At 65.3% G+C, this 18,583-nt stretch carries 20 protein-coding genes; 17 read left to right on the top strand and 3 right to left on the bottom strand.

Annotation, left to right across the window (positions count from 1 at the left end):
• Window positions 1-5 precede the first annotated feature (5 nt).
• Entirely contained in the window at window positions 6-656 is a 651-nt protein-coding gene (locus tag QMK31_RS11260; RefSeq protein ID WP_283501046.1) for a DUF1990 domain-containing protein, read from the top strand.
• 39 nt (window positions 657-695) lie between these two features.
• A complete protein-coding gene (hemW, locus tag QMK31_RS11255; protein WP_283501045.1) occupies window positions 696-1,919 on the top strand; it encodes a radical SAM family heme chaperone HemW in 1,224 nt (407 codons plus the stop codon).
• A 28-nt stretch (window positions 1,920-1,947) separates the two neighbouring features.
• Here hemW and QMK31_RS11250 read toward each other — a convergent pair whose 3' ends face one another.
• A complete protein-coding gene (locus QMK31_RS11250) occupies window positions 1,948-2,319 on the bottom strand; it encodes a DUF4870 domain-containing protein (RefSeq protein WP_283501044.1) in 372 nt (123 codons plus the stop codon).
• Between the two features lie 101 nt (window positions 2,320-2,420).
• Complete coding sequence (locus QMK31_RS11245; protein WP_283501043.1) at window positions 2,421-2,936, bottom strand: DUF4870 domain-containing protein; 516 nt, start codon at window positions 2,934-2,936, stop codon at window positions 2,421-2,423.
• A 240-nt stretch (window positions 2,937-3,176) separates the two neighbouring features.
• Between QMK31_RS11245 and hrcA the strand changes: the two genes are divergently transcribed.
• From hrcA to leuA, 9 genes are all read left to right on the top strand, one after another.
• Window positions 3,177-4,196, top strand: a complete 1,020-nt coding sequence (hrcA, locus tag QMK31_RS11240; protein ID WP_283501042.1) for a heat-inducible transcriptional repressor HrcA — start codon at window positions 3,177-3,179, stop codon at window positions 4,194-4,196.
• 63 nt (window positions 4,197-4,259) lie between these two features.
• Entirely contained in the window at window positions 4,260-5,366 is a 1,107-nt protein-coding gene (gene dnaJ / locus QMK31_RS11235; protein ID WP_283501041.1) for a molecular chaperone DnaJ, read from the top strand.
• A gap of 1 nt (window position 5,367) precedes the next feature.
• Window positions 5,368-6,108 carry a 16S rRNA (uracil(1498)-N(3))-methyltransferase gene (locus tag QMK31_RS11230; RefSeq protein ID WP_283501040.1) on the top strand — a complete coding sequence of 247 codons (741 nt, stop codon included), beginning with the start codon at window positions 5,368-5,370 and terminating at the stop codon, window positions 6,106-6,108.
• 83 nt (window positions 6,109-6,191) lie between these two features.
• The gene (locus tag QMK31_RS11225) at window positions 6,192-6,569 is read left to right on the top strand and encodes an HIT domain-containing protein (RefSeq protein WP_283501039.1); all 378 of its coding nucleotides are present in this window, start codon (window positions 6,192-6,194) and stop codon (window positions 6,567-6,569) included.
• Between the two features lie 43 nt (window positions 6,570-6,612).
• Complete coding sequence (locus tag QMK31_RS11220) at window positions 6,613-7,623, top strand: PhoH family protein (protein ID WP_283501303.1); 1,011 nt, start codon at window positions 6,613-6,615, stop codon at window positions 7,621-7,623.
• On the top strand, window positions 7,620-8,084 hold the full coding sequence (gene ybeY, locus QMK31_RS11215; RefSeq protein ID WP_092112383.1) for an rRNA maturation RNase YbeY: 465 nt from the start codon (window positions 7,620-7,622) through the stop codon (window positions 8,082-8,084). The genes QMK31_RS11220 and ybeY overlap by 4 nt, the downstream gene beginning before the upstream one ends.
• On the top strand, window positions 8,084-9,421 hold the full coding sequence (locus QMK31_RS11210; RefSeq protein WP_283501038.1) for a hemolysin family protein: 1,338 nt from the start codon (window positions 8,084-8,086) through the stop codon (window positions 9,419-9,421). Before ybeY ends, QMK31_RS11210 begins: the two co-directional genes overlap by 1 nt.
• A complete protein-coding gene (era, locus tag QMK31_RS11205; RefSeq protein ID WP_283501037.1) occupies window positions 9,418-10,335 on the top strand; it encodes a GTPase Era in 918 nt (305 codons plus the stop codon). The genes QMK31_RS11210 and era overlap by 4 nt, the downstream gene beginning before the upstream one ends.
• 299 nt (window positions 10,336-10,634) lie before the next feature.
• A complete protein-coding gene (leuA, locus tag QMK31_RS11200) occupies window positions 10,635-12,401 on the top strand; it encodes a 2-isopropylmalate synthase (protein WP_283501036.1) in 1,767 nt (588 codons plus the stop codon).
• A 133-nt stretch (window positions 12,402-12,534) separates the two neighbouring features.
• Here the strand turns inward: leuA and QMK31_RS11195 are convergent, their stop codons facing one another.
• A complete protein-coding gene (locus tag QMK31_RS11195; RefSeq protein WP_283501035.1) occupies window positions 12,535-13,212 on the bottom strand; it encodes a hypothetical protein in 678 nt (225 codons plus the stop codon).
• 168 nt (window positions 13,213-13,380) lie between these two features.
• On the opposite strand from QMK31_RS11195, the gene recO reads away from it, so the two are divergent.
• The 6 genes from recO (at window position 13,381) to QMK31_RS11165 (ending at window position 18,515) form a co-directional block, all read left to right on the top strand.
• Window positions 13,381-14,118 carry a DNA repair protein RecO gene (recO, locus tag QMK31_RS11190; RefSeq protein WP_283501034.1) on the top strand — a complete coding sequence of 246 codons (738 nt, stop codon included), beginning with the start codon at window positions 13,381-13,383 and terminating at the stop codon, window positions 14,116-14,118.
• On the top strand, window positions 14,115-14,948 hold the full coding sequence (locus QMK31_RS11185; protein ID WP_283501033.1) for an isoprenyl transferase: 834 nt from the start codon (window positions 14,115-14,117) through the stop codon (window positions 14,946-14,948). The genes recO and QMK31_RS11185 overlap by 4 nt, the downstream gene beginning before the upstream one ends.
• A 50-nt stretch (window positions 14,949-14,998) precedes the next feature.
• Window positions 14,999-15,742, top strand: coding sequence for a DsbA family oxidoreductase (locus QMK31_RS11180; protein ID WP_283501032.1), 744 nt, complete (start codon window positions 14,999-15,001; stop codon window positions 15,740-15,742).
• 83 nt (window positions 15,743-15,825) lie between these two features.
• Window positions 15,826-15,957 carry a hypothetical protein gene (locus tag QMK31_RS11175; protein WP_283501031.1) on the top strand — a complete coding sequence of 44 codons (132 nt, stop codon included), beginning with the start codon at window positions 15,826-15,828 and terminating at the stop codon, window positions 15,955-15,957.
• Window positions 15,958-16,093: 136 nt separating this feature from the next.
• Entirely contained in the window at window positions 16,094-17,272 is a 1,179-nt protein-coding gene (gene dusB / locus QMK31_RS11170; RefSeq protein ID WP_283501030.1) for a tRNA dihydrouridine synthase DusB, read from the top strand.
• On the top strand, window positions 17,265-18,515 hold the full coding sequence (locus QMK31_RS11165) for a deoxyguanosinetriphosphate triphosphohydrolase (RefSeq protein ID WP_283501029.1): 1,251 nt from the start codon (window positions 17,265-17,267) through the stop codon (window positions 18,513-18,515). Before dusB ends, QMK31_RS11165 begins: the two co-directional genes overlap by 8 nt.
• The last annotated feature ends 68 nt before the right edge of the window (window positions 18,516-18,583 follow it).

The raw sequence follows: 18,583 nt of genomic DNA, 5'->3' as shown, positions 1-18,583 counted from the left end.
AGCGGATGCGCAGGGCCACCTTTACCGACGCCGCCGTGAGCTATGCCGCCATCGGCGGCACGCTCGCGCCCGACCTGATGAGCTATCCGCCCAAGGGCTACCGCCCGATGGAGCAGAGCGTCAAGCTCGGCAGCTCCCAGGACCGTTTTGACGCCGCGACCAAGTTGCTGATGACCTGGGGAATCCAGCGCGGCAGTGGCATGGAGGTGACCGACCTGGAAAACGGCACCGGAGTGCAGTACACCCCGGTGACCTTCGGGCCCGACGGCACCCCGGCGGCCGGTCAGCAGCATCCGGTCAACGAAGCGACCTTCGCCGCCGATGGCACCCCATACATCGCCAATGGCATGACGGCGACGCTCAGAATGAAGGTCTGGCTGTTCCAGGTGAGTGCGCCGGTGCGCGTCGTCTACGTGATCGACGAGGCCGCCCGCGTCGGTTTCGCCTACGGCACCATGGGCGGGCACCCGGAAAGCGGCGAGGAATCCTTCATCGTCGAACACCGGGATGACGACTCGGTCTGGTTGACCATCCGCTCGTTTTCAAGGGCCAGTACCTGGTACTCCCGCCTGGCGTGGCCGGTGCTGCGCTTTCAGCAGGCCAAGTTCACGAAGCTGTACCTGCGGGCCCTGCACCCCGTCGGCGCCATCAAATAACGCGCTACCTCACTCGAACCACGTACTGGAGCACCACCCATGGCCGGACCCCACCCCGTCGGCGACCCGGCACCCGACAACGGCCTCCTTCCCGCCTCGGCGGCCGAAAACGCCGCCAGTCGCGATTTCGGCGTCTACCTGCACGTGCCGTTCTGCCGCGTGCGCTGCGGCTACTGCGATTTCAACACCTACACCGCGACCGAACTGCGCGGCGTCAAACAGAGCGACTATGCCAGCCAGGCCGTGCTCGAAGTGCAGGCCGCCGGCCGCATTCTGACCGAGTCCGGCGTGCCGGACCGCCCAGTGACGACGGTGTTCTTCGGGGGAGGCACGCCCACGCTGCTGCCGGTGACCGACCTGGTGAAAATGCTCGGCGCCGTGCGAAACCAGTGGGGCCTCGAGGCCGGCGCCGAAGTCACGACCGAGGCCAACCCCGACTCGGTCGATGCCGCCTACCTCGGCGCCCTCGCCGATGCCGGCTTCACCCGGGTATCGTTCGGCATGCAGTCCGCCGTGCCGCACGTGCTCGCGACCCTGGAACGCACCCACGACCCGGAGCGAGTGCCGCTGGTAGTGGAATGGGCCCGCGCCGCGGGCCTCGACGTGAGCCTCGACCTCATCTACGGCACGCCGGGGGAGTCCCTCACCGACTGGCGCACCAGCCTGGAACAGGCGATCGGCCTGCAGCCGGACCACCTGAGCGCATACTCGCTCATCGTCGAGGACGGTACCAAGCTGGCCAGGCAGATTCGCCGCGGCGAGATCGCCCCGACCGACGACGACCAGCAGGCCGATTTCTACGAACTCGCCGACGAACTGCTCGCCGCCGCCGGCTACGACTGGTACGAGGTCAGCAACTGGGCCACGAGCGACGCGCACCGGTCTCGCCACAACCTCGCTTACTGGACCGGTCAGGACTGGTGGGGCGTCGGCCCCGGCGCGCACAGCCACGTCGGCGGGGTGCGCTGGTGGAACGTCAAGCATCCGGCGGCCTACGCCGAACGGATGCTCGCCGGCCTGTCGCCGGCCGCTGGCCGCGAGACACTGGACGCCCCGACCCGCGAGCTTGAGCGCATCCTGCTGCAGAGCCGCATCCGCTCCGGTATTCAGGTCGCATCACTGTCGGTGGTCGGTCGCCGAGAGGTTGCCGGGCTCATCGCCGACGAGCTTATCAATGCCAAAGCCGCCCTCACCGGGACAATCGAACTGACCCTGCGCGGACGGCTTCTGGCCGACGCTGTGGTGCGTCGGCTCAGCGATTAGAGCGTCGATCTAGTGACCGGTAGCAGCCTCAACTGACGAACTTGATCGTGAGCGGGTAGCTGTAGCCTTCACCGCGGTTGGCGGCCAGCGCGGCCAGAATCATGAACACGAGGGCAACGATTGCCAGCGGTGCATACAGAATGCCGCCGATGCCCAACGTCACGACGGTGATGGGAACCAGCACTGCCGCGTAGATGTAGTACGAGATTTGAAAGTTCAGCGCCGTCGCGGTGTGCGCGCGAATGAACGGTCCGCGATCGCGGAGAACGAGGTAGCCGATCAGCGCCGGTAGGAAGCTGAAGAGGATGCCACCGACGTGGATCAGCGTTGCCCACAGTTTCTCGTCGGCCGGGCTCATCGGGTTGGCGGGGGTCGACTGGTACGGGTTCTGCTCAGACATGGGGGCCTCCTGTGTTACGCCCGGTCACTGGCACGGCGGTGTCAGTGACCTCCAGACTAATCGTCCCGCCGCCCGAACGTCGCTGGGGCTGCGCGATCAGCCTATTTAATCAGGCGCAGGGCGAACGGGTACCGGTAATTCTGGCCGTCCTTGGCCTTCAGAAAGCCCATGATCGAGAAAATCACCCCGGCAACCCAGAGCAGCCAGGCCAGACCGATCAGTAGCCCGCCGATACCGAAGGTGACGATCGCCAGGATGAACGAGGCCACATTGATGGCAACGTATCCGATCAGCAGGGTGATCTGAAAGTTCAGGGCTTCCTTCGCCTCGGTGTTGGTGAAACGACCGCGATCTTTGAACACCAGCCAGATGACCAGGGCGGGCAGAAAACTCAGGATGCCGCCGAGGTGTGCCAGCGAGGCCCACTGGCGATCGTCGGCCTCCGAGAGGGGAGCCGCAACGACGGGGTTCGCGTACGGGCCGCCGTCCGGTGGTTGTGCGTACTGCGGTTGGCCATACCCCGGCTGCCCGACATTGGGCTCACGGTTGTTGGGATCGAGACCGTTGGGATCGTGGTAGCTGGGATCACCTGGTGGTTGTGCCTGTGGATCGCTCATGATCGTGCCTTTCGCAGAAAGCGGTGGGAGCGTATAGCGGCTATTAAACGCTCGCTTCCGGATACTGGCAATGGGCCTGCTCAGTGGAAACCCGGCCGGTCGCGATAGACTTAGCAGTCAGCGGATGCGAGTGCCAACGACGTGCCGACAAACCTGCGTTCCAGCATGCCCACCGGCGCGCTCGGGGGTGGGCATCCGCTTTAGTGGAGCAGTACCCCAAAAATCAGGAAGGCGGGCGCAATGGTTTCCGACCGTGGCCTCGACGTTTTGCGCGTGATCGTGCAGGACTACGTCGCCTCCCGTGAACCCGTCGGATCCAAATCCATCGTCGACCGGCACTCCTTCGGCGTCTCCGCCGCTACCATTCGCAACGACATGGCCCTGCTCGAAGAGGAAGAGCTCATCGCGGCGCCGCACACCTCCTCGGGGCGCATTCCCACCGACAAGGGTTACCGGGTTTTCGTCGACCACCTCGCCGACCTGCGCCCCCTCACGCCGGCCCAACGTCAGGCCATCGAGACCTTTCTCGGCCACTCCGCCGACCTCGACGAGGTGCTCGTGCGCAGCGTGCGCCTGCTCTCCCAGCTGACGCACCAGGTTGCGCTCGTGCAGTACCCCTCACTGTCCCGGGCCAAGGTGCGCCACATCGAGTTCGTCCCGCTGACCGACAAGCGCATCCTGTCGGTGTTGATCACCGATTCCGGCGGAGTGGAGCAGCGGGTGATTGACCTGCCGCGGCCGCTCGACGAGCAGACGCTCGGCGAGCTGCGTGCACGTCTGAATGTGGCCGTTGTCGGTCTCGGCATGGCCGAAGCGAGTGTGGCCCTTGCCGCGAGCGTCTGGCCGGGATCCCCGGCGCTGCAGCCGATCGTCGACCTGATCACGAATACGCTCTCCGACCAAGTCGGTGCGAACCGCCAGGACAAGCTCGTCATGGCCGGAGCCGCGAACCTGGTGCGAACCGAGGACGACTTCTCCGGGAGCATCTATCCGGTGCTCGAAGCGATCGAAGAGCAGGTGGTGCTGCTGCGCCTGTTCGGCGAAATGGAGACCGACCAGCACGGCGTCTCGGTGAGCATCGGCCGCGAGAATGCGGCTTTCGGCCTGCCAGAGGCGAGCGTGCTCACCAGCGGCTACACCGCCAACGGCAACCTCGCCCGACTCGGTGTGCTCGGGCCCACCCGCATGGATTATTCCAACAATATGGCGGCGGTCCGCGCCGTCGCCCGTTACCTCTCCCGCCTGCTCGGCGAGACCTAGATTTTTCCTGGCCGCGCTGCGGCACCGACCCAATTCGAACAATATCCTCAAGGAGAGCCACCTTTGGCTGACCACTACGAAGCGCTTGGCGTTGACCGCGACGCGACCACCGATCAAATCAAGAAGGCGTACCGCCGCCTCGCCCGCGAGCTACACCCCGACGTGAACCCCGGCGCCGAGGCGTCCGAACGGTTCAAGAGCATCACGCACGCCTATGACGTGCTGAGCGACCCAAAACAACGCCAGAAATATGACCAGGGCGGCCAGAGCGGCGGCTTCGACGGGCAGAACTTCGGCAACTTCGGTGACATCTTCGAGACCTTCTTCGGTGGTGGCGGAGGCGGCAGCGGTCGCGGCCCCCGCTCCCGCCGCGAACGCGGTCAGGACGCCCTCATCCGGGTGGAACTCGACCTCGACGAGGTCATCTTCGGCACGCACCGGGACCTCGAGGTCGACACCGCGATCGTCTGCACCACCTGCCAGGGCTCCTGCTGCGCCCCCGGCACGTCCCCGATCACCTGCGACATCTGCCACGGCACCGGCAGCATCCAGCGCGCCGTGCGCTCCCTGCTCGGCAACGTCATGACGTCGAGCCCGTGCGGTTCCTGCCGCGGCTACGGCACCATCATCGCCACACCGTGCATGACCTGCTCCGGCCAGGGCCGCGTTCGCGCCCGCCGCACGGTTCCCGTTGACATTCCCGCCGGAGTCGACACCGGCCTGCGCCTGCAGATGCCCGGCAGCGGCGAGGCCGGCCCGGCCGCCGGCCCGAACGGCGACCTGTACCTCGAGATGAAGGTGCGCCACCACGACGTCTTCAGTCGCGACGGCGACGACCTCATGTGCTCGCTCGACGTTCCCATGACCAGCGCGATTCTCGGCACGAGCGTCACAGTGAAGGCCCTCGACGGCGACATCGAGGTGGAGATCCGGCCCGGTGCGCAGAGCTCAGAGGTGCTCACGATCAAGGACCGCGGCATCACCAAGCTGCGCGGCAGCGGCCGTGGCGACCTCAAGATCGGTATCCACGTGGTCACGCCCAGCAAACTCGACCACAAGGAGCGGGACCTGATCGAGCAGTTCGCCGCCCGCTATGCCGCCCCGGCGCCCTCCCTGAGCCAGTACCAGCAGGGCCTGTTCGCCAAACTGCGCGACCGGTTCCTCGGCTGAGGTGGCACATTTCTACCTGCAAGAAACGCTCCGCACGATCGATAGTCGCCCGGGGCAGGTCGTTTCTGTCGATGGGGCCGAGGCGCGCCACGCGGTGACGGTCAGCCGGGTGCGTCCCGGAGACCGGCTCCGCCTGGGCAATGGGGCCGGGTTGCTGCTGCAGGGCACGGTGCTGACGGCGGAGGCTGCGTCGTTGACCCTGCGCGTCGACGACGCGAGCGAGACGCCGGCGGCGACGCCGCGCATCCGCTTGGTGCAGGCCCTGGCCAAGGGCGACCGTGACGAACTCGCCATTCAGGCTGCCACCGAGCTCGGCGTCGACGGCGTTATTCCATGGGCGGCTGCCCGCTCGATCACCAAATGGGAGGGCCCGAAGATCGCCAAGGGCCACGAACGCTGGAGCAGCATCGTGCGCGAGGCCAGCAAACAGTCGATCCGGGCCTGGCTGCCAAACGTCGCACCGTTGGCCAGCACCAAACAGCTTGCCGTATTCGCCGGCACCACCCGGATGCTGCTGCTCGACCCGACCGCGACCGGTCGCCTCACCGAGGTGGCACCGCCCACCGACGACCGCGACATTCTGCTCGTCGTCGGCCCGGAAGGCGGAATCTCCCCGGCCGAACTGCTGCTCCTCGAGCAGGCCGGCGCCACGCAGGTACGCCTCGGCGACACCGTGCTGCGTACGTCGACCGCCGGTCCCGCAGCCCTCGCGATTCTCAATGCGACCCTGGGGCGTTGGTAGTGCGGCCTAGTGGGTGTGCGCGCCGCTGGTAGTGCTTGCCGTTGGGTGTGCGGGCCGCTGGCAGCGCCGCTTAAGATAGAGGCATGTCTTCTTCTGGCGTCCAGCCGTCCATTTTCAGCCGCATCATCGCGCGTGAGATTCCGGCGACGATCGTGGCCGAGACCGAACACATCATCGCTTTCCTCGACATCGCACCAAAAGCCCCGGTGCACGTCGTCGTCACCACCAAAGACCCGCAGTATCACAACGTCGTAGAACTCGCCGCCGGCAACCCGAGCCTGCTCGCCGAACTCGTGGCGGTGGCCGATCAGATCGCCGCCGAGCGCACCAACGGGCAATTCCGCCTGGTCTTCAACACCGGGACCGCCGCCGGCCAGACCGTGTTCCACGTGCACGCGCACGTCCTGGGCAGCTCAACACCGACCGACTCGCTGGGGGAGGACTCGCTTGGCGCACTCTGATCCCGGTAAGGCGCAATTACGCTTCTCCGTCGACGGCGTTGCCATGGTGCGTCTGCTCGGCCCCGAAGACCGCTACCTCAGCACCATCGAGGCCGCCTACCCCAACGTCGATGTGCACGTACGAGGGAACGACGTCACCCTCGGCGGTAGCGCCGACGACGTCGCGGCCGTGCGACGCCTTATCGACGAGCTGCAACTCGCCCTGCGCACCGGCCACGACCTCGGTGAGTCCGAGGTCGCGACGTCCGCCCGGATGCTCGCCGTCGACAGTTCCGTGAGCCCCTCCGCCCAACTCGGCGCCCCCATCCTGACGGCCCGCAACAAGAGCATCCGGGCGAAGTCCCTCGGCCAGAAGAACTACGTCGACGCCATCGACGACAACACCGTCGTGTTCGGCATCGGGCCGGCCGGTACAGGCAAGACCTATCTTGCGATGGCGAAGGCGGTGCGCGCCCTGCAGAACAAAGAGGTCGAGCGCATCATCCTGACCCGCCCGGCGGTCGAGGCCGGTGAGCGGCTCGGTTTTCTGCCAGGCACCCTCACCGACAAGATTGACCCCTACCTGCGACCCCTCTATGACGCCCTGGGCGAGATGCTCGATCCCGAACTGATTCCCAAGATGCTCGCCGCCGGCACGATCGAAGTGGCGCCGCTGGCCTACATGCGTGGTCGCACCCTCAACGCGAGTTTCGTCGTGCTCGACGAAGCCCAAAACACCACGCCGGAGCAGATGAAGATGTTTCTGACCCGCCTCGGCTTCGGCTCGAAGATGGTCATTACCGGCGACATCACCCAGATCGACCTGCCGGCCGGAACGAGCGGCCTGAAACTGGTCACCCGTGTGCTCGACGGGGTCGACGACATCCACTTCGCCTATCTGAGCAGCGCCGACGTGGTGCGGCACTCGCTCGTTGGCCGCATCGTCGACGCGTACACCGATTACGACGCGCAGAAGCAGGCCCTCCGCCAGGAGAGCGCTGAAGCCCGAGAATTCGCCGCCCGCGGCCCGCAGCGCGCTGCGTCCGGCCGCAACCCGAAACGGAGTTCCAGTTGAGCATCGAAATCAACAACGAGTCGACCATTCCGGTCGATGAGGCCGCCATTTTGCGCCTCGCTGCCTTCGCGCTCGATACCATGCACGTGCACGCCGACGCCGAACTCGCCATTGTGCTCGTGGACGAGGGCGCCATGGAGCAGCTGCACGTGCAGTGGATGGACGAACCGGGCCCCACCGACGTTCTGAGCTTTCCCATGGACGAACTTCGCCCAGGTACCGAGGAGCAGGAGACCCCGCCGGGACTGCTCGGCGACATCGTGCTCTGCCCGCAGGTCGCCAAGGAGCAGGCCGAGACCGCAGGCCACAGCACCCTCGACGAGCTGCTGCTGCTGACGACCCACGGTGTGCTGCACCTGCTCGGCTTTGACCACGCCGAACCGGCGGAGGAGAAGGAGATGTTCGGCATTCAGCGCGACATTCTCATCGGCTTCGCTATGCAGGAACGACAACGCCACTGATGCACATCGTGTGGTTCATCTATTCGGCCGTCGTTTTGGTCGTTTTTGCCGGTTTGATGGCCGCCGTCGACGCGGCGATCACCGGCCAATCCCGCGCCGACATTGCCGGTCTGGTCGCCAATCATCGTGCGAAACGATCGCTCCAGGCGATCGCCGACGATGCCGGGGCGCACCTCAACGCCATCAACTTCATTCGCATCACCGCAGAGACGACCGCGGCCGTGCTGGTGACCCTCGTCTTCGCGACAACCATCGACGCCCTCTGGCTGGCACTGCTGCTATCGGCGCTCATCATGACCTCGGTCTCGTTCGTGCTGGTCGGCGCGAGCCCGCGCAGCGTCGGCCGCGCCCACCCGGTCGGCCTGCTGACGGCGACCGCCCTGCTCGTACACATCGCCCGGGTGCTGCTCGGCCCGATCGCCAACGCGCTGGTCGCCCTCGGCAACCGGGTCACCCCGGGACGCACCAAACTCGCCACCTTCACCTCGGAAGACCAGCTGCTCAGCATGGTCGACGAGGCCACCGAGCTCGACGTGATCGAAGAAGAAGACCGGGAGCTCATCCACTCCATCTTCGAATTCAGCGAGACGGTCGTTCGCGAGGTGATGATTCCACGCACCGACATGATCACCATCGACGCCGACGCGAGCATTGATGCGGCCATGGGCCTGTTTCTGAGCAGCGGTACCTCCCGGTTGCCCGTGCTGGACGGGGAGGTCGACGACGTCGCCGGCATCTTGTACCTGCGTGACGTGGCCCGGCTGGTGTTCGAGCGGCCGATTAACGCCCTCCAGCTCACCGTGGCGGATTTGGCCAGGCCGGCCGTTTTCGTGCCAGAGTCGAAGAAGGCCGACGACATGCTGCGGCAGATGCAGCTCGAGTCCAATCACCTCGCCATGGTCGTCGACGAGTACGGCGGAATCGCCGGACTGGTCACCCTCGAAGACCTGATCGAAGAACTCGTCGGTGACATCTCGGATGAATACGACCGCGACGTGGTCGAGGTCGAAGACCTCGGCGACGGGCAGTTTCGGGTGAGCGCCCGCTTGCCGGTCGATGAACTGGGCGAGCTGTTCGACCTCGACCTCGACGACGACGATGTCGATTCGGTGGGTGGTCTGCTGGCCAAAGCGCTCGGACGGTTGCCCGTTGCCGGGTCGGTAGCCTCGGTGAGCGGTTTAAACCTCACCGCCGAGCGCACCGAAGGCCGCCGCAAGCGCATCAGCACAGTGCTGGTGGAACGCGATGCGGCTTTGATCGATGCGCAGACCGCATTCCTCACGGTACCCACGAGTACCCCAAAAACAGTGTCAGATGATGAAGGAGAACGGTCATGACCGGAGCAACCGAGCCCCACCCGAGCGGGTACCGAGCGGGATTCGTCTCGTTCGTGGGACGCCCCAACGTGGGTAAGTCCACCCTGACGAACGCGCTGGTGGGCGAGAAGGTTGCGATCACCTCGTCGAAGCCGCAAACTACCCGCCGCGCCATTCGCGGCATCGTGCATCAAAAGAACGGCCAGCTGATCCTGGTCGACACTCCCGGCATCCACCGCCCGCGCACCCTGCTCGGTGAGCGTCTCAACAGCCTCGTCACGGCGACCCTCGCTGGTGTCGACGTGATTGGACTGTGCATCCCCGCTAACGAGCCGATTGGCCCGGGGGACAAGTTCATCAACGAGCAATTGGATGCCTTCCCGCGCGCCAAGAAGGTCGCCATCGTCACCAAGATCGATGCGTCTTCCAAGACCAACGTGGCCAACCAGTTGCTCGCGGTTTCACAGCTGCGCGAGTGGGAGGCGATCGTGCCGATCTCCTCGACCAGCCGCATCCAGCTGGACACCCTTGCGACCCAGCTGTTGCGCCTGCTGCCGCACGCCGACGCCCCGCTTTACCCGGCCGACGCGGTCACGGACGAAACGCTCGAATCGCGCATCTCGGAGTTCATTCGGGAGGCGGCGCTCGAGGGCGTCACCGACGAACTGCCGCACTCCATCGCCGTCACGATCGACGACATCATTGAGCGCGACGATCAGGAACTGGTCGAGATCTACGCCAACCTGTTCGTGGAACGGGATAGCCAGAAGGGCATCATCATCGGCAAATCGGGCAGCCGGCTAAAGGACGTCGGCACCCGGGCCCGTAAGCAGATCGAACCGCTCGTCGGCAAGCGAGTTTTCCTCTCCCTCCGGGTCAAGATCGCCAAGGAGTGGCAGCGCGACCCGAAGCAGCTCGGTCGTCTCGGCTTCTAAACCGGCGGTCGACCGGACTCATCGGTCGAGCCGACCAGTAACCGCCATTCCCGTGATGGGTGGCTGTCTGCACATTGCGGCTACGCAATCGGTTGGCAGCACCGAGTCGAGGTCATCATGCATCCGCTCCCGCGGTCTGCGGCAGCGAACCGTGGCATCAACGCTGCTAAACGGTGCTAGCCTGACATCGTGTTGAACGGTGTGCTCCTCCTTAGCTGCCGCGACGAGTCCTAATCTAAAGGCCTCCCTCGTCGCGGAGTTCGTCGTTGGCTGTACGACACACACGAGGAAACAGGACCATGAAGAACAATCAGACCGCATCCGCACTGCCGATCCACCGCTACCGCCCGTATCACGAGCAGTTCGCCGTTGACCTTGACGACCGCACCTGGCCGAGCAAGCACATCACAGTCGCCCCGCGCTGGTGCGCCGTCGACCTGCGGGATGGCAACCAGTCACTCATCGACCCGATGAGCCCCGAGCGCAAGCGCATCATGTTCGACCTGCTCGTGCGCATGGGCTACAAGGAGATCGAGGTGGGCTTTCCCTCGGCGAGCCAGACCGACTTCGACTTCGTGCGCAGCCTCATCGACGAGAACGCCATTCCCGACGACGTCACCATCCAGGTTCTGACCCAGGCGCGCGAGCACCTGATCAAGCGCACCTACGAGGCGATCACCGGGGCGAAGCAGGCCATCGTTCACTTCTACAACTCCACCAGCGTCCTGCAGCGCGAGGTCGTTTTTCGGGAGCAGAAGCCGGGTATCGTCGACCTGGCCCTGTTCGGTGCACGCCTCTGCAAGCAGATGGAAGCGACCATTCCCGGCACGATCATCTACTACGAGTACTCCCCGGAAAGCTTCACCGGGACCGAGCTCGACTTCGCCGTCGACATTACGAACCAGGTCGTCGAAATCTTGGCGCCGACGCCCGAACGCAAGGTCATCGTCAACCTGCCGGCCACCGTCGAGATGGCCACCCCGAATGTATACGCCGACTCCATTGAGTGGATGAGTCGTCACCTGACCCAGCGCGAGAACATCCTCATCTCGCTGCACCCGCACAACGACCGCGGCACCGCGATCGCCGCCGCCGAGCTGGGCTACCTGGCCGGTGCCGACCGCATCGAAGGCTGCCTCTTCGGCAACGGTGAGCGCACCGGAAACGTCGACCTCGTTGCCCTCGGCGTCAACCTGTTCACGCAGGGCATCGACCCGCAGATCGACTTCAGCAACATCGACGAAATCAAGCGCACCGCCGAGTACTGCAACCAACTGCCGGTGCCCGAACGCAACCCCTGGGCCGGTGACCTGGTCTTCACCGCGTTCAGCGGCTCGCATCAGGACGCCATTAAAAAGGGCTTCGAAGCCATGGACGCCGACGCCGCCAAGCAGGGCTGCACCGTCGACGATCTGGTCTGGGCGGTTCCCTACCTGCCGATCGACCCGAAGGACCTCGGCCGCAGCTACGAAGCGGTGATCCGCGTCAACTCGCAGTCAGGCAAGGGCGGCGTGGCCTATCTGCTCAAGACCGACCACGCCCTCGACCTGCCGCGCAAGCTGCAGATCGAGTTCTCCGGCGTGGTGCAGGCGAAAACCGATGCCGAGGGCGGTGAAGTGACGAGCGAGCAGATCTGGGACATCTTCAACGACGAGTACCTGCCGGCCACGATCAAGAACCCCGAAGCCAAATGGGGTCGATTCGAACTGCACTCCACCCGCACGTCGAGCGACCTGACCGGAACGGTCGACCTCGCCGTCGAACTGCGCGACGGCGACGCCGTGACGCCAGCCACCGGTTCCGGCAACGGCCCGATCAACGCATTCCTCGGTGTCATGGCCGAACGCGGCATCGCGATCACCCTGTACGACTATGTGGAGCACGCTCTCTCGGCCGGCGGAGACGCGCAAGCGGCCGCGTACGTCGAGCTCGACGTGAACGGTAAGCGCTACTGGGGCGTCGGCATCGACGCGGACATCTCCACCGCATCGCTCAAATCGGTCGTTTCCGCGGTCAACCGCGGCATCCGCGCCGAGGTCGGCGACCTGGAACTGGCCGCCATCTAGGCAGCGCGCATCCGCTCGCACCAGTCGATCACACACGAAAGCCCAGCCTCATCACTGAGTCTGGGCTTTCGCTGCACCATCCGGGTGCGGTCAGGGGTGGTGTCAGGCCAGCGTTGGTGTGAGGCCAGGGCGGTCAGGCCAGCGCATGCTGGTGCACGGTTCGATCTGTCGTGCGCGCACCGAGCAGTGAGCGACAGTCGTCGATGGCACGCTCAAGCAGGGTATACAGCCGGGCGTCAGGGTCGGCGATGCAGGCCTCGCCGATGCCTTGCACGCCGACGCGAATGATCGTGTCGGCGGTGCGCGGCGTGAACTTGGTATGTGACCAGGAATGCACGCTGCCGATGAAGTCGCGGGCCCAGCGTTCGGCATCGGGTGCCTGATCGAGGGCAGCCCGAATGAGCGGGCGTACTCGCGCGGCCAGAGCCGGATCAAGAGCGGATGCGTTCCGCTCGCAGGTCAGTACCCCCACGGCGAGCGCACGCTGGCGTTCCAGACTCGCCACCGGAAGCGCTTCGCAGCTGGTACGCAGGGCGATCATTACCTCGATCCGTTTGTCGGAACCGGTCAGACCGATCACCGACGGAATCAGCAGGGCGAGTCGCGACCTCGAGTCGTCGGAACTGCAGTCGTTGACCATGCGCGCCAGCGACGCCAGCACCGGATGGGTGCAGGCGGGGTGGTCGCTCCAGGACTCGCCGGCGAGGTAGGAGGCGAACTCCATGAAGCAGCCGCCGCTCTTGGGAGTGCGGTGCTTGCCACGCGACAGCACGGGCATAATGTCGGGCAAACTGCCCTGGACCGGTTTCATGAAAACCTCCATACCACGGGAACTACGTGCGACTAAGTCTCCCCCCGTCCGGGCCGAAAAACCAGAGCCAAAGGCTACTCGTGACAAAATTTCAGCGAGTCGCGGCAATCGTTCGGACGGCGGTCGCGCCGTGACCGCACTCCCGGCGGCGAGGTGGGATAATTACCTGTGCCTGTCTACCGAGATGAAGCCGTTGTGCTGCGTACCCACAAGCTGGGCGAAGCCGACCGCATCGTCACCATGCTCACCAGAGCGCACGGCAAGGTGCGCGCCGTCGCCAAGGGCGTACGCCGCACCGGCTCCAAATTCGGCGCCCGGCTGGAGCCTTTCATGGTCGCCGACGTTCAGCTCTACGAGGGCCGCAACCTCGACATCATCACGCAGGCCGAGTCGCTTGGCTCCTACGGCGCCCTGATCACCGCCGATTATGGCAGCTACACCGCGGCGAGCGTCATGGTGGAAACCGCCGACAAGCTCACCGAATCCGAGGGGTCGCTGCAGCAATACCTGCTGCTGGTCGGCGCGCTGCGGTCGCTGTCCCGCCAGGAACACGGTTCCCATCTCACCCTCAACTCCTACCTGCTGCGCGCCGTGTCGATGGCCGGCTGGGCGCCGAGCTTTCAGGACTGCGCCCGGTGCGGTGCCACGCAGTCCAGCGACGGTGGCCCGCACAGCGCGATGGTCGTGCAGCTGGGTGGGATCGTCTGTGATTCCTGCGCCGCGCCGGGTTCGCCCCGCCTCGATGCGGCCACGATCGGCCTGCTGAGCGCGCTGCTCACCGGCGATTGGGAGCACGCGAGCGCAAGCCCCGAACGCACCCAGAGCCAGGCGGCCGGCGTCGTGGCCGCCTACACGCAGTGGCATTTGGGCCGCGGGCTTCGCTCGCTGGAACACGTCGCCCGATGATGGCCGGTTTGTTCGGCCACAAAGGCTCCGCGCACGCACCGTTCACGCACCGCGATTCCGTCCCATTCAAACCGCTCGACTGGACCGGACTGTACCCGCCAGAGCTGCCACGCAAGGTCGTTCCCGAGCATGTCGCCGTGGTCATGGACGGCAACGGCCGCTGGGCGAACGGCCAGGGTCTCACCCGGGTCGAGGGGCACAAAGCCGGCGAAGCCGCCCTGCTCGACGTCGTCGCCGGCGCCATCCAGATCGGGGTCAAACACCTTAGCGTCTACGCCTTCTCCACCGAGAACTGGAAGCGTTCGCCCGACGAGGTACGTTTTCTCATGGGCTTCAACCGCGATGTGCTGCATCGCCGCCGCGACCAGCTCAACGACTGGGGCGTGCGCATCAAGTGGGCCGGGCGCAAACCCAAGCTGTGGGCATCCGTCATCAACGAACTGCAATTCGCCGAGAAACTCACCGCCGGCAACGACGTGCTCACCCTGACCATGTGCGTGAACTACGGCGGGCGCACCGAAATAGCGGATGCCGTGCGCGCGCTGGCCGAGGACGTCGCCGCCGGCAGGCTGAAGCCCTCTGGCATCACCGAGAAGGCCATCGCTCGGCAGCTCTATGTGCCGGAGCTGCCCGACGTGGACCTGTTCGTGCGCAGTTCGGGGGAGCAGCGCACGAGCAACTTTCTGCTCTGGCAGAGCGCCTACGCCGAGATGGTCTTTCTCGACACCCTGTGGCCGGATTTCACGAGGGTCGACCTCTGGCACGCCGTCGAACTGTACGCGTCGCGCAACCGGCGCTACGGAGGAGCCGTCGACACTCCCACTGCCTGAGTGCGTCCCCAGCAAGGAATATCACGGTCCACCGCGCTGTTGGCGTGAGTGTGACTGACACAAATACAACCTCAAAAACAGCTCCCACGACGAGCACCCTGACCAGCGCCGACCCGATCAAGGTCGATATTTGGTCTGACGTGCAGTGCCCCTGGTGTTACATCGGAAAACGCAAATTCGAAGCCGGCGTTGAACTGTTCGACGGCACTGTCGAGGTCGAATATCACAGCTTCGAACTCTCACCCGACACCCCGGTCGACTACGTCGGCAACGCCGTCGACTACCTGAGCGAACGCAAAGGCATGCCCGTCGACGAGGTGCAGAAAATGCTCGAAAACGTCACCGCGATTGCTGCCAGTGTCGGCCTCGACTACGACTACGACTCGGTGCACCAGACCAACACCGTCATCTCGCACGAACTGCTGCACTATGCCAAGGCCCACGGCCGCCAGCTCGACATGAAGGAACGCCTGCTCAAGGCCTACTTCATCGACGGTCGGCATGTTGGTCGTATCCAAGACCTTGCCGATCTGGCTGCCGAGATCGGGCTTGATCGCGACGACGTTGTGCGGTCTCTGACCGAGCATGAGCACCTTTCAGCGGTCAAGGCCGATGTCGCCCAGGCCGGTGCGTACGGCATTCAGGGCGTTCCCTTCTTCGTCATCGACGGTCGGTATGGCATCTCGGGCGCGCAGGATCCGACGACGTTTGCCCAGGCGCTCAACCAGGTCCGTGCCGACCGCACGGCCGACCGCTTGGCCGACGGTTCGGCGAACGACAACAGCGCCGCGTAGCAGCGGTACCCCACGAACTCGCGTAGCCTAGCTGCGTACCAGCTGGCCGCATCCGCTTCACCCTATTGATCAGGAGAACACCCATGAGCGACACCATTACCACCCCGCCCGTCTTCACCGATGCTGCCGGCCGTCCCACCATCGAACTTCTCGGTGCCGCCGCGGCAACCGACGAGGCCGCCGGCTCCTGCTGCGGTGGCGGTTGCTGCAGCTGAATCGACTTCTGCCGTCAAAAGCGCAGCTGTCGCGCGGCCTACTCAACCGGCCGGGCAGCTGCGCTTTTGTGCGCCGTCTGCGGTCTTGCCCAAGCCGATTAGCGGATCCCTCGCTTTCTGGGAGAATTGACGCAACATGACTTCCCCCATTCCCACCGTTGATACGCTCGCGCAGCCCACCATCGCGCCGTTGACGATCGGCCCGCTTACCCTCGACGTTCCCGTGGTGCTCGCGCCGATGGCCGGTATCACCAACACCGCGTTCCGTCGGCTGTGCCGCGAATACGGTGCCGGACTGTTCGTGAGCGAAATGATCACCTCGCGTGCGCTTGTGGAGCGCAACACCGAGACGATGCGGCTGATCACCCACCACGAGAGCGAAACCACCCGATCCATTCAGCTTTACGGAGTCGACCCGAAAACGGTCTCCGAGGCCGTCACGATGCTCGTCGCCGAGGACCGCGCCGATCACATCGATCTCAATTTCGGCTGCCCGGTGCCCAAAGTCACCCGTAAGGGCGGGGGAGCGGCTCTGCCGTGGAAGATCGGACTATTCCGTCAGATTGTCGAGGCCGCCGTGAGCGCGGCCGGCGCCGTGCCGCTCACCGTGAAAATGCGCAAGGGCATCGACGCCGACCACCTCACGTATATCGAAGCTGGCAAGGCGGCTGCCGGGGCCGGTGTCGCATCCATCGCCCTGCACGGTCGCACGGCAGCCGAGTTCTACTCCGGCCACGCGGACTGGTCCGCCATCGACAAGCTCAAGAACGCTATCATCGACGTTCCAGTGCTCGGCAACGGCGACATCTGGTCAGCCGACGACGCCCTGCGCATGGTGCGCGAGACCGGCTGCGACGGTGTCGTCGTCGGCCGCGGATGCCTCGGCCGCCCCTGGCTGTTCGGCGACCTCGCCGCAGCGTTCCGGGGCCAACAGCTAAAAGCCGAGCCTGGCCTTGGCCAAGTCATCAACGCGTTCCGCCGCCATGCCGAACTGCTCACCGAATACTTCGACAGCGAAGATCGGGCCTGCCGGGACATCCGCAAGCATGTCGCTTGGTATTTCAAGGGATACCCGGTGGGAGGTGATTTGCGCGCGAGCCTGGCCATGGTGCAATCCCTGGCGCAACTCGATGACCTGCTCGGCACGCTCGATGCCTCACTGCCCTACCCGGGCGCCGACGTCGAGGGGCCGCGCGGCCGTGCCGGAACTCCAAAGAAGCCGTCGCTGCCCGAGCACTGGCTCGAGTCCCAGGAGCTCATCGGCGCGCAACGACTTAATTTGACCGAGGGCGAAGGGGACACCAGCGGTGGCTAACAAAACCGGATACAGCGAGACCGATGAGGCCCGCTGGCTTCCCGAAGAGCACTATTCTCGGCGCAGCGACTTCGCCCGCGACCGGGCGCGCCTGCTGCATTCCAGCGCCCTACGGCGCCTCGCAGCGAAAACACAGGTGCTCAGCCCAACGGCGGGGCTCGATTTCGCCCGCAACCGGCTGACCCACTCGCTCGAGGTTGCCCAGGTCGGGCGCGAGATCGCGTCGAGGCTCAACGTCGACCCAGATATCGTCGACACGGCCTGCCTGGCGCACGACATCGGGCATCCGCCGTTCGGTCACAACGGGGAGAAAGCGCTCAGCCTGTGGTCAGAGGACATCGGCGGGTTCGAGGGTAATGCCCAGACCCTGCGGCTGCTCACCCGGCTCGAACCCAAAGTTTTCGGGCCTGACGGTCACAGCTATGGCCTCAACCTCACCCGGGCGAGCCTTGACGCGAGCTGCAAGTATCCCTGGCCGGAATGCTCCTCGGTCTACGACCCGAGCGGGCGGGCAAAGTTCGGCTTCTATCAGGACGATATGGCCGCGTTCGAGTGGCTGCGCGAGGGTGCCCCGGACCGTCAGCTCTGCATCGAAGCCCAGGTGATGGACCTCTCCGACGACATCGCGTACAGTGTGCACGACTTCGAAGACGCCATCGTCAACGGTTATGTCGACGTGGCGGCCCTGAGCAGCCGCACCAATCATGACGAACTCTTGGCCACCATGTCTGAGTGGATCGGCGACGAGACCAGCGCCGACGACCTGGCGAGCGCGTTCAACCGGCTCGACTCGCTCGATGTCTGGATGGACTCCTGGACCGCCGGGCGCCGCGACCAGGGCCACCTCAAGAACCTCACGAGCCAGCTCATCGGCCGGTTCAGCGGTGCCGCCGTGCACGCCACCAAAGAGGCACACCCCGGCGCGAACATGCTGCGCTTCGGCGCCAATGTGATCGTGCCGCGCGAGATTCAGGCCGAAATCTCGGTGCTCAAGGGCATCGTCGCCGCGTTCGTCATGACCCGCAACACCCGCAAGCCCATCTACGTGCAGCAGCGGCAGGTGCTCACCCTGCTCGCCGAGACCCTGCACCAGTCCGGCGACGAACACCTCGACCCCGGCTTTCGCGAGGATTGGCATGCTGCCGACGACGATGCCGGCCGCAAGCGCGTCATTGTCGATCAGGTAGCGAGCCTCACCGACCAGTCAGCGCTGGCCTGGTATGAGCGCCTGGTACAGGGCTAGTCCCGCCCCACCCAATCCCGCCCCGCCCCGCCCCACTCCACTCCGCCCCGCCCCACTCCACTCCGCCC

The sequence above is a fragment of the Cryobacterium sp. PH31-O1 genome, assembly GCF_030063455.1.
Lineage (GTDB): Bacteria > Actinomycetota > Actinomycetes > Actinomycetales > Microbacteriaceae > Cryobacterium.
This window is presented reverse-complemented; position numbering and strand designations above follow the sequence as displayed.

What these genes read in the sequence shown, in the direction of transcription:
- leuA (WP_283501036.1), top strand. Translation starts at nt 10,635, where the DNA reads ATGAAGAACAATCAGACCGCATCCGCACTGCCGATCCACCGCTACCGC.
- era (WP_283501037.1), top strand. Translation starts at nt 9,418, where the DNA reads ATGACCGGAGCAACCGAGCCCCACCCGAGCGGGTACCGAGCGGGATTC.
- QMK31_RS11245 (WP_283501043.1), bottom strand. Translation starts at nt 2,936, where the DNA reads ATGAGCGATCCACAGGCACAACCACCAGGTGATCCCAGCTACCACGAT.
- hrcA (WP_283501042.1), top strand. Translation starts at nt 3,177, where the DNA reads ATGGTTTCCGACCGTGGCCTCGACGTTTTGCGCGTGATCGTGCAGGAC.
- hemW (WP_283501045.1), top strand. Translation starts at nt 696, where the DNA reads ATGGCCGGACCCCACCCCGTCGGCGACCCGGCACCCGACAACGGCCTC.
- QMK31_RS11260 (WP_283501046.1), top strand. Translation starts at nt 6, where the DNA reads ATGCGCAGGGCCACCTTTACCGACGCCGCCGTGAGCTATGCCGCCATC.
- dusB (WP_283501030.1), top strand. Translation starts at nt 16,094, where the DNA reads ATGACTTCCCCCATTCCCACCGTTGATACGCTCGCGCAGCCCACCATC.
- QMK31_RS11185 (WP_283501033.1), top strand. Translation starts at nt 14,115, where the DNA reads ATGATGGCCGGTTTGTTCGGCCACAAAGGCTCCGCGCACGCACCGTTC.
- QMK31_RS11210 (WP_283501038.1), top strand. Translation starts at nt 8,084, where the DNA reads ATGCACATCGTGTGGTTCATCTATTCGGCCGTCGTTTTGGTCGTTTTT.
- QMK31_RS11225 (WP_283501039.1), top strand. Translation starts at nt 6,192, where the DNA reads ATGTCTTCTTCTGGCGTCCAGCCGTCCATTTTCAGCCGCATCATCGCG.
- QMK31_RS11175 (WP_283501031.1), top strand. Translation starts at nt 15,826, where the DNA reads ATGAGCGACACCATTACCACCCCGCCCGTCTTCACCGATGCTGCCGGC.
- QMK31_RS11220 (WP_283501303.1), top strand. Translation starts at nt 6,613, where the DNA reads ATGGTGCGTCTGCTCGGCCCCGAAGACCGCTACCTCAGCACCATCGAG.
- QMK31_RS11195 (WP_283501035.1), bottom strand. Translation starts at nt 13,212, where the DNA reads ATGAAACCGGTCCAGGGCAGTTTGCCCGACATTATGCCCGTGCTGTCG.
- QMK31_RS11250 (WP_283501044.1), bottom strand. Translation starts at nt 2,319, where the DNA reads ATGTCTGAGCAGAACCCGTACCAGTCGACCCCCGCCAACCCGATGAGC.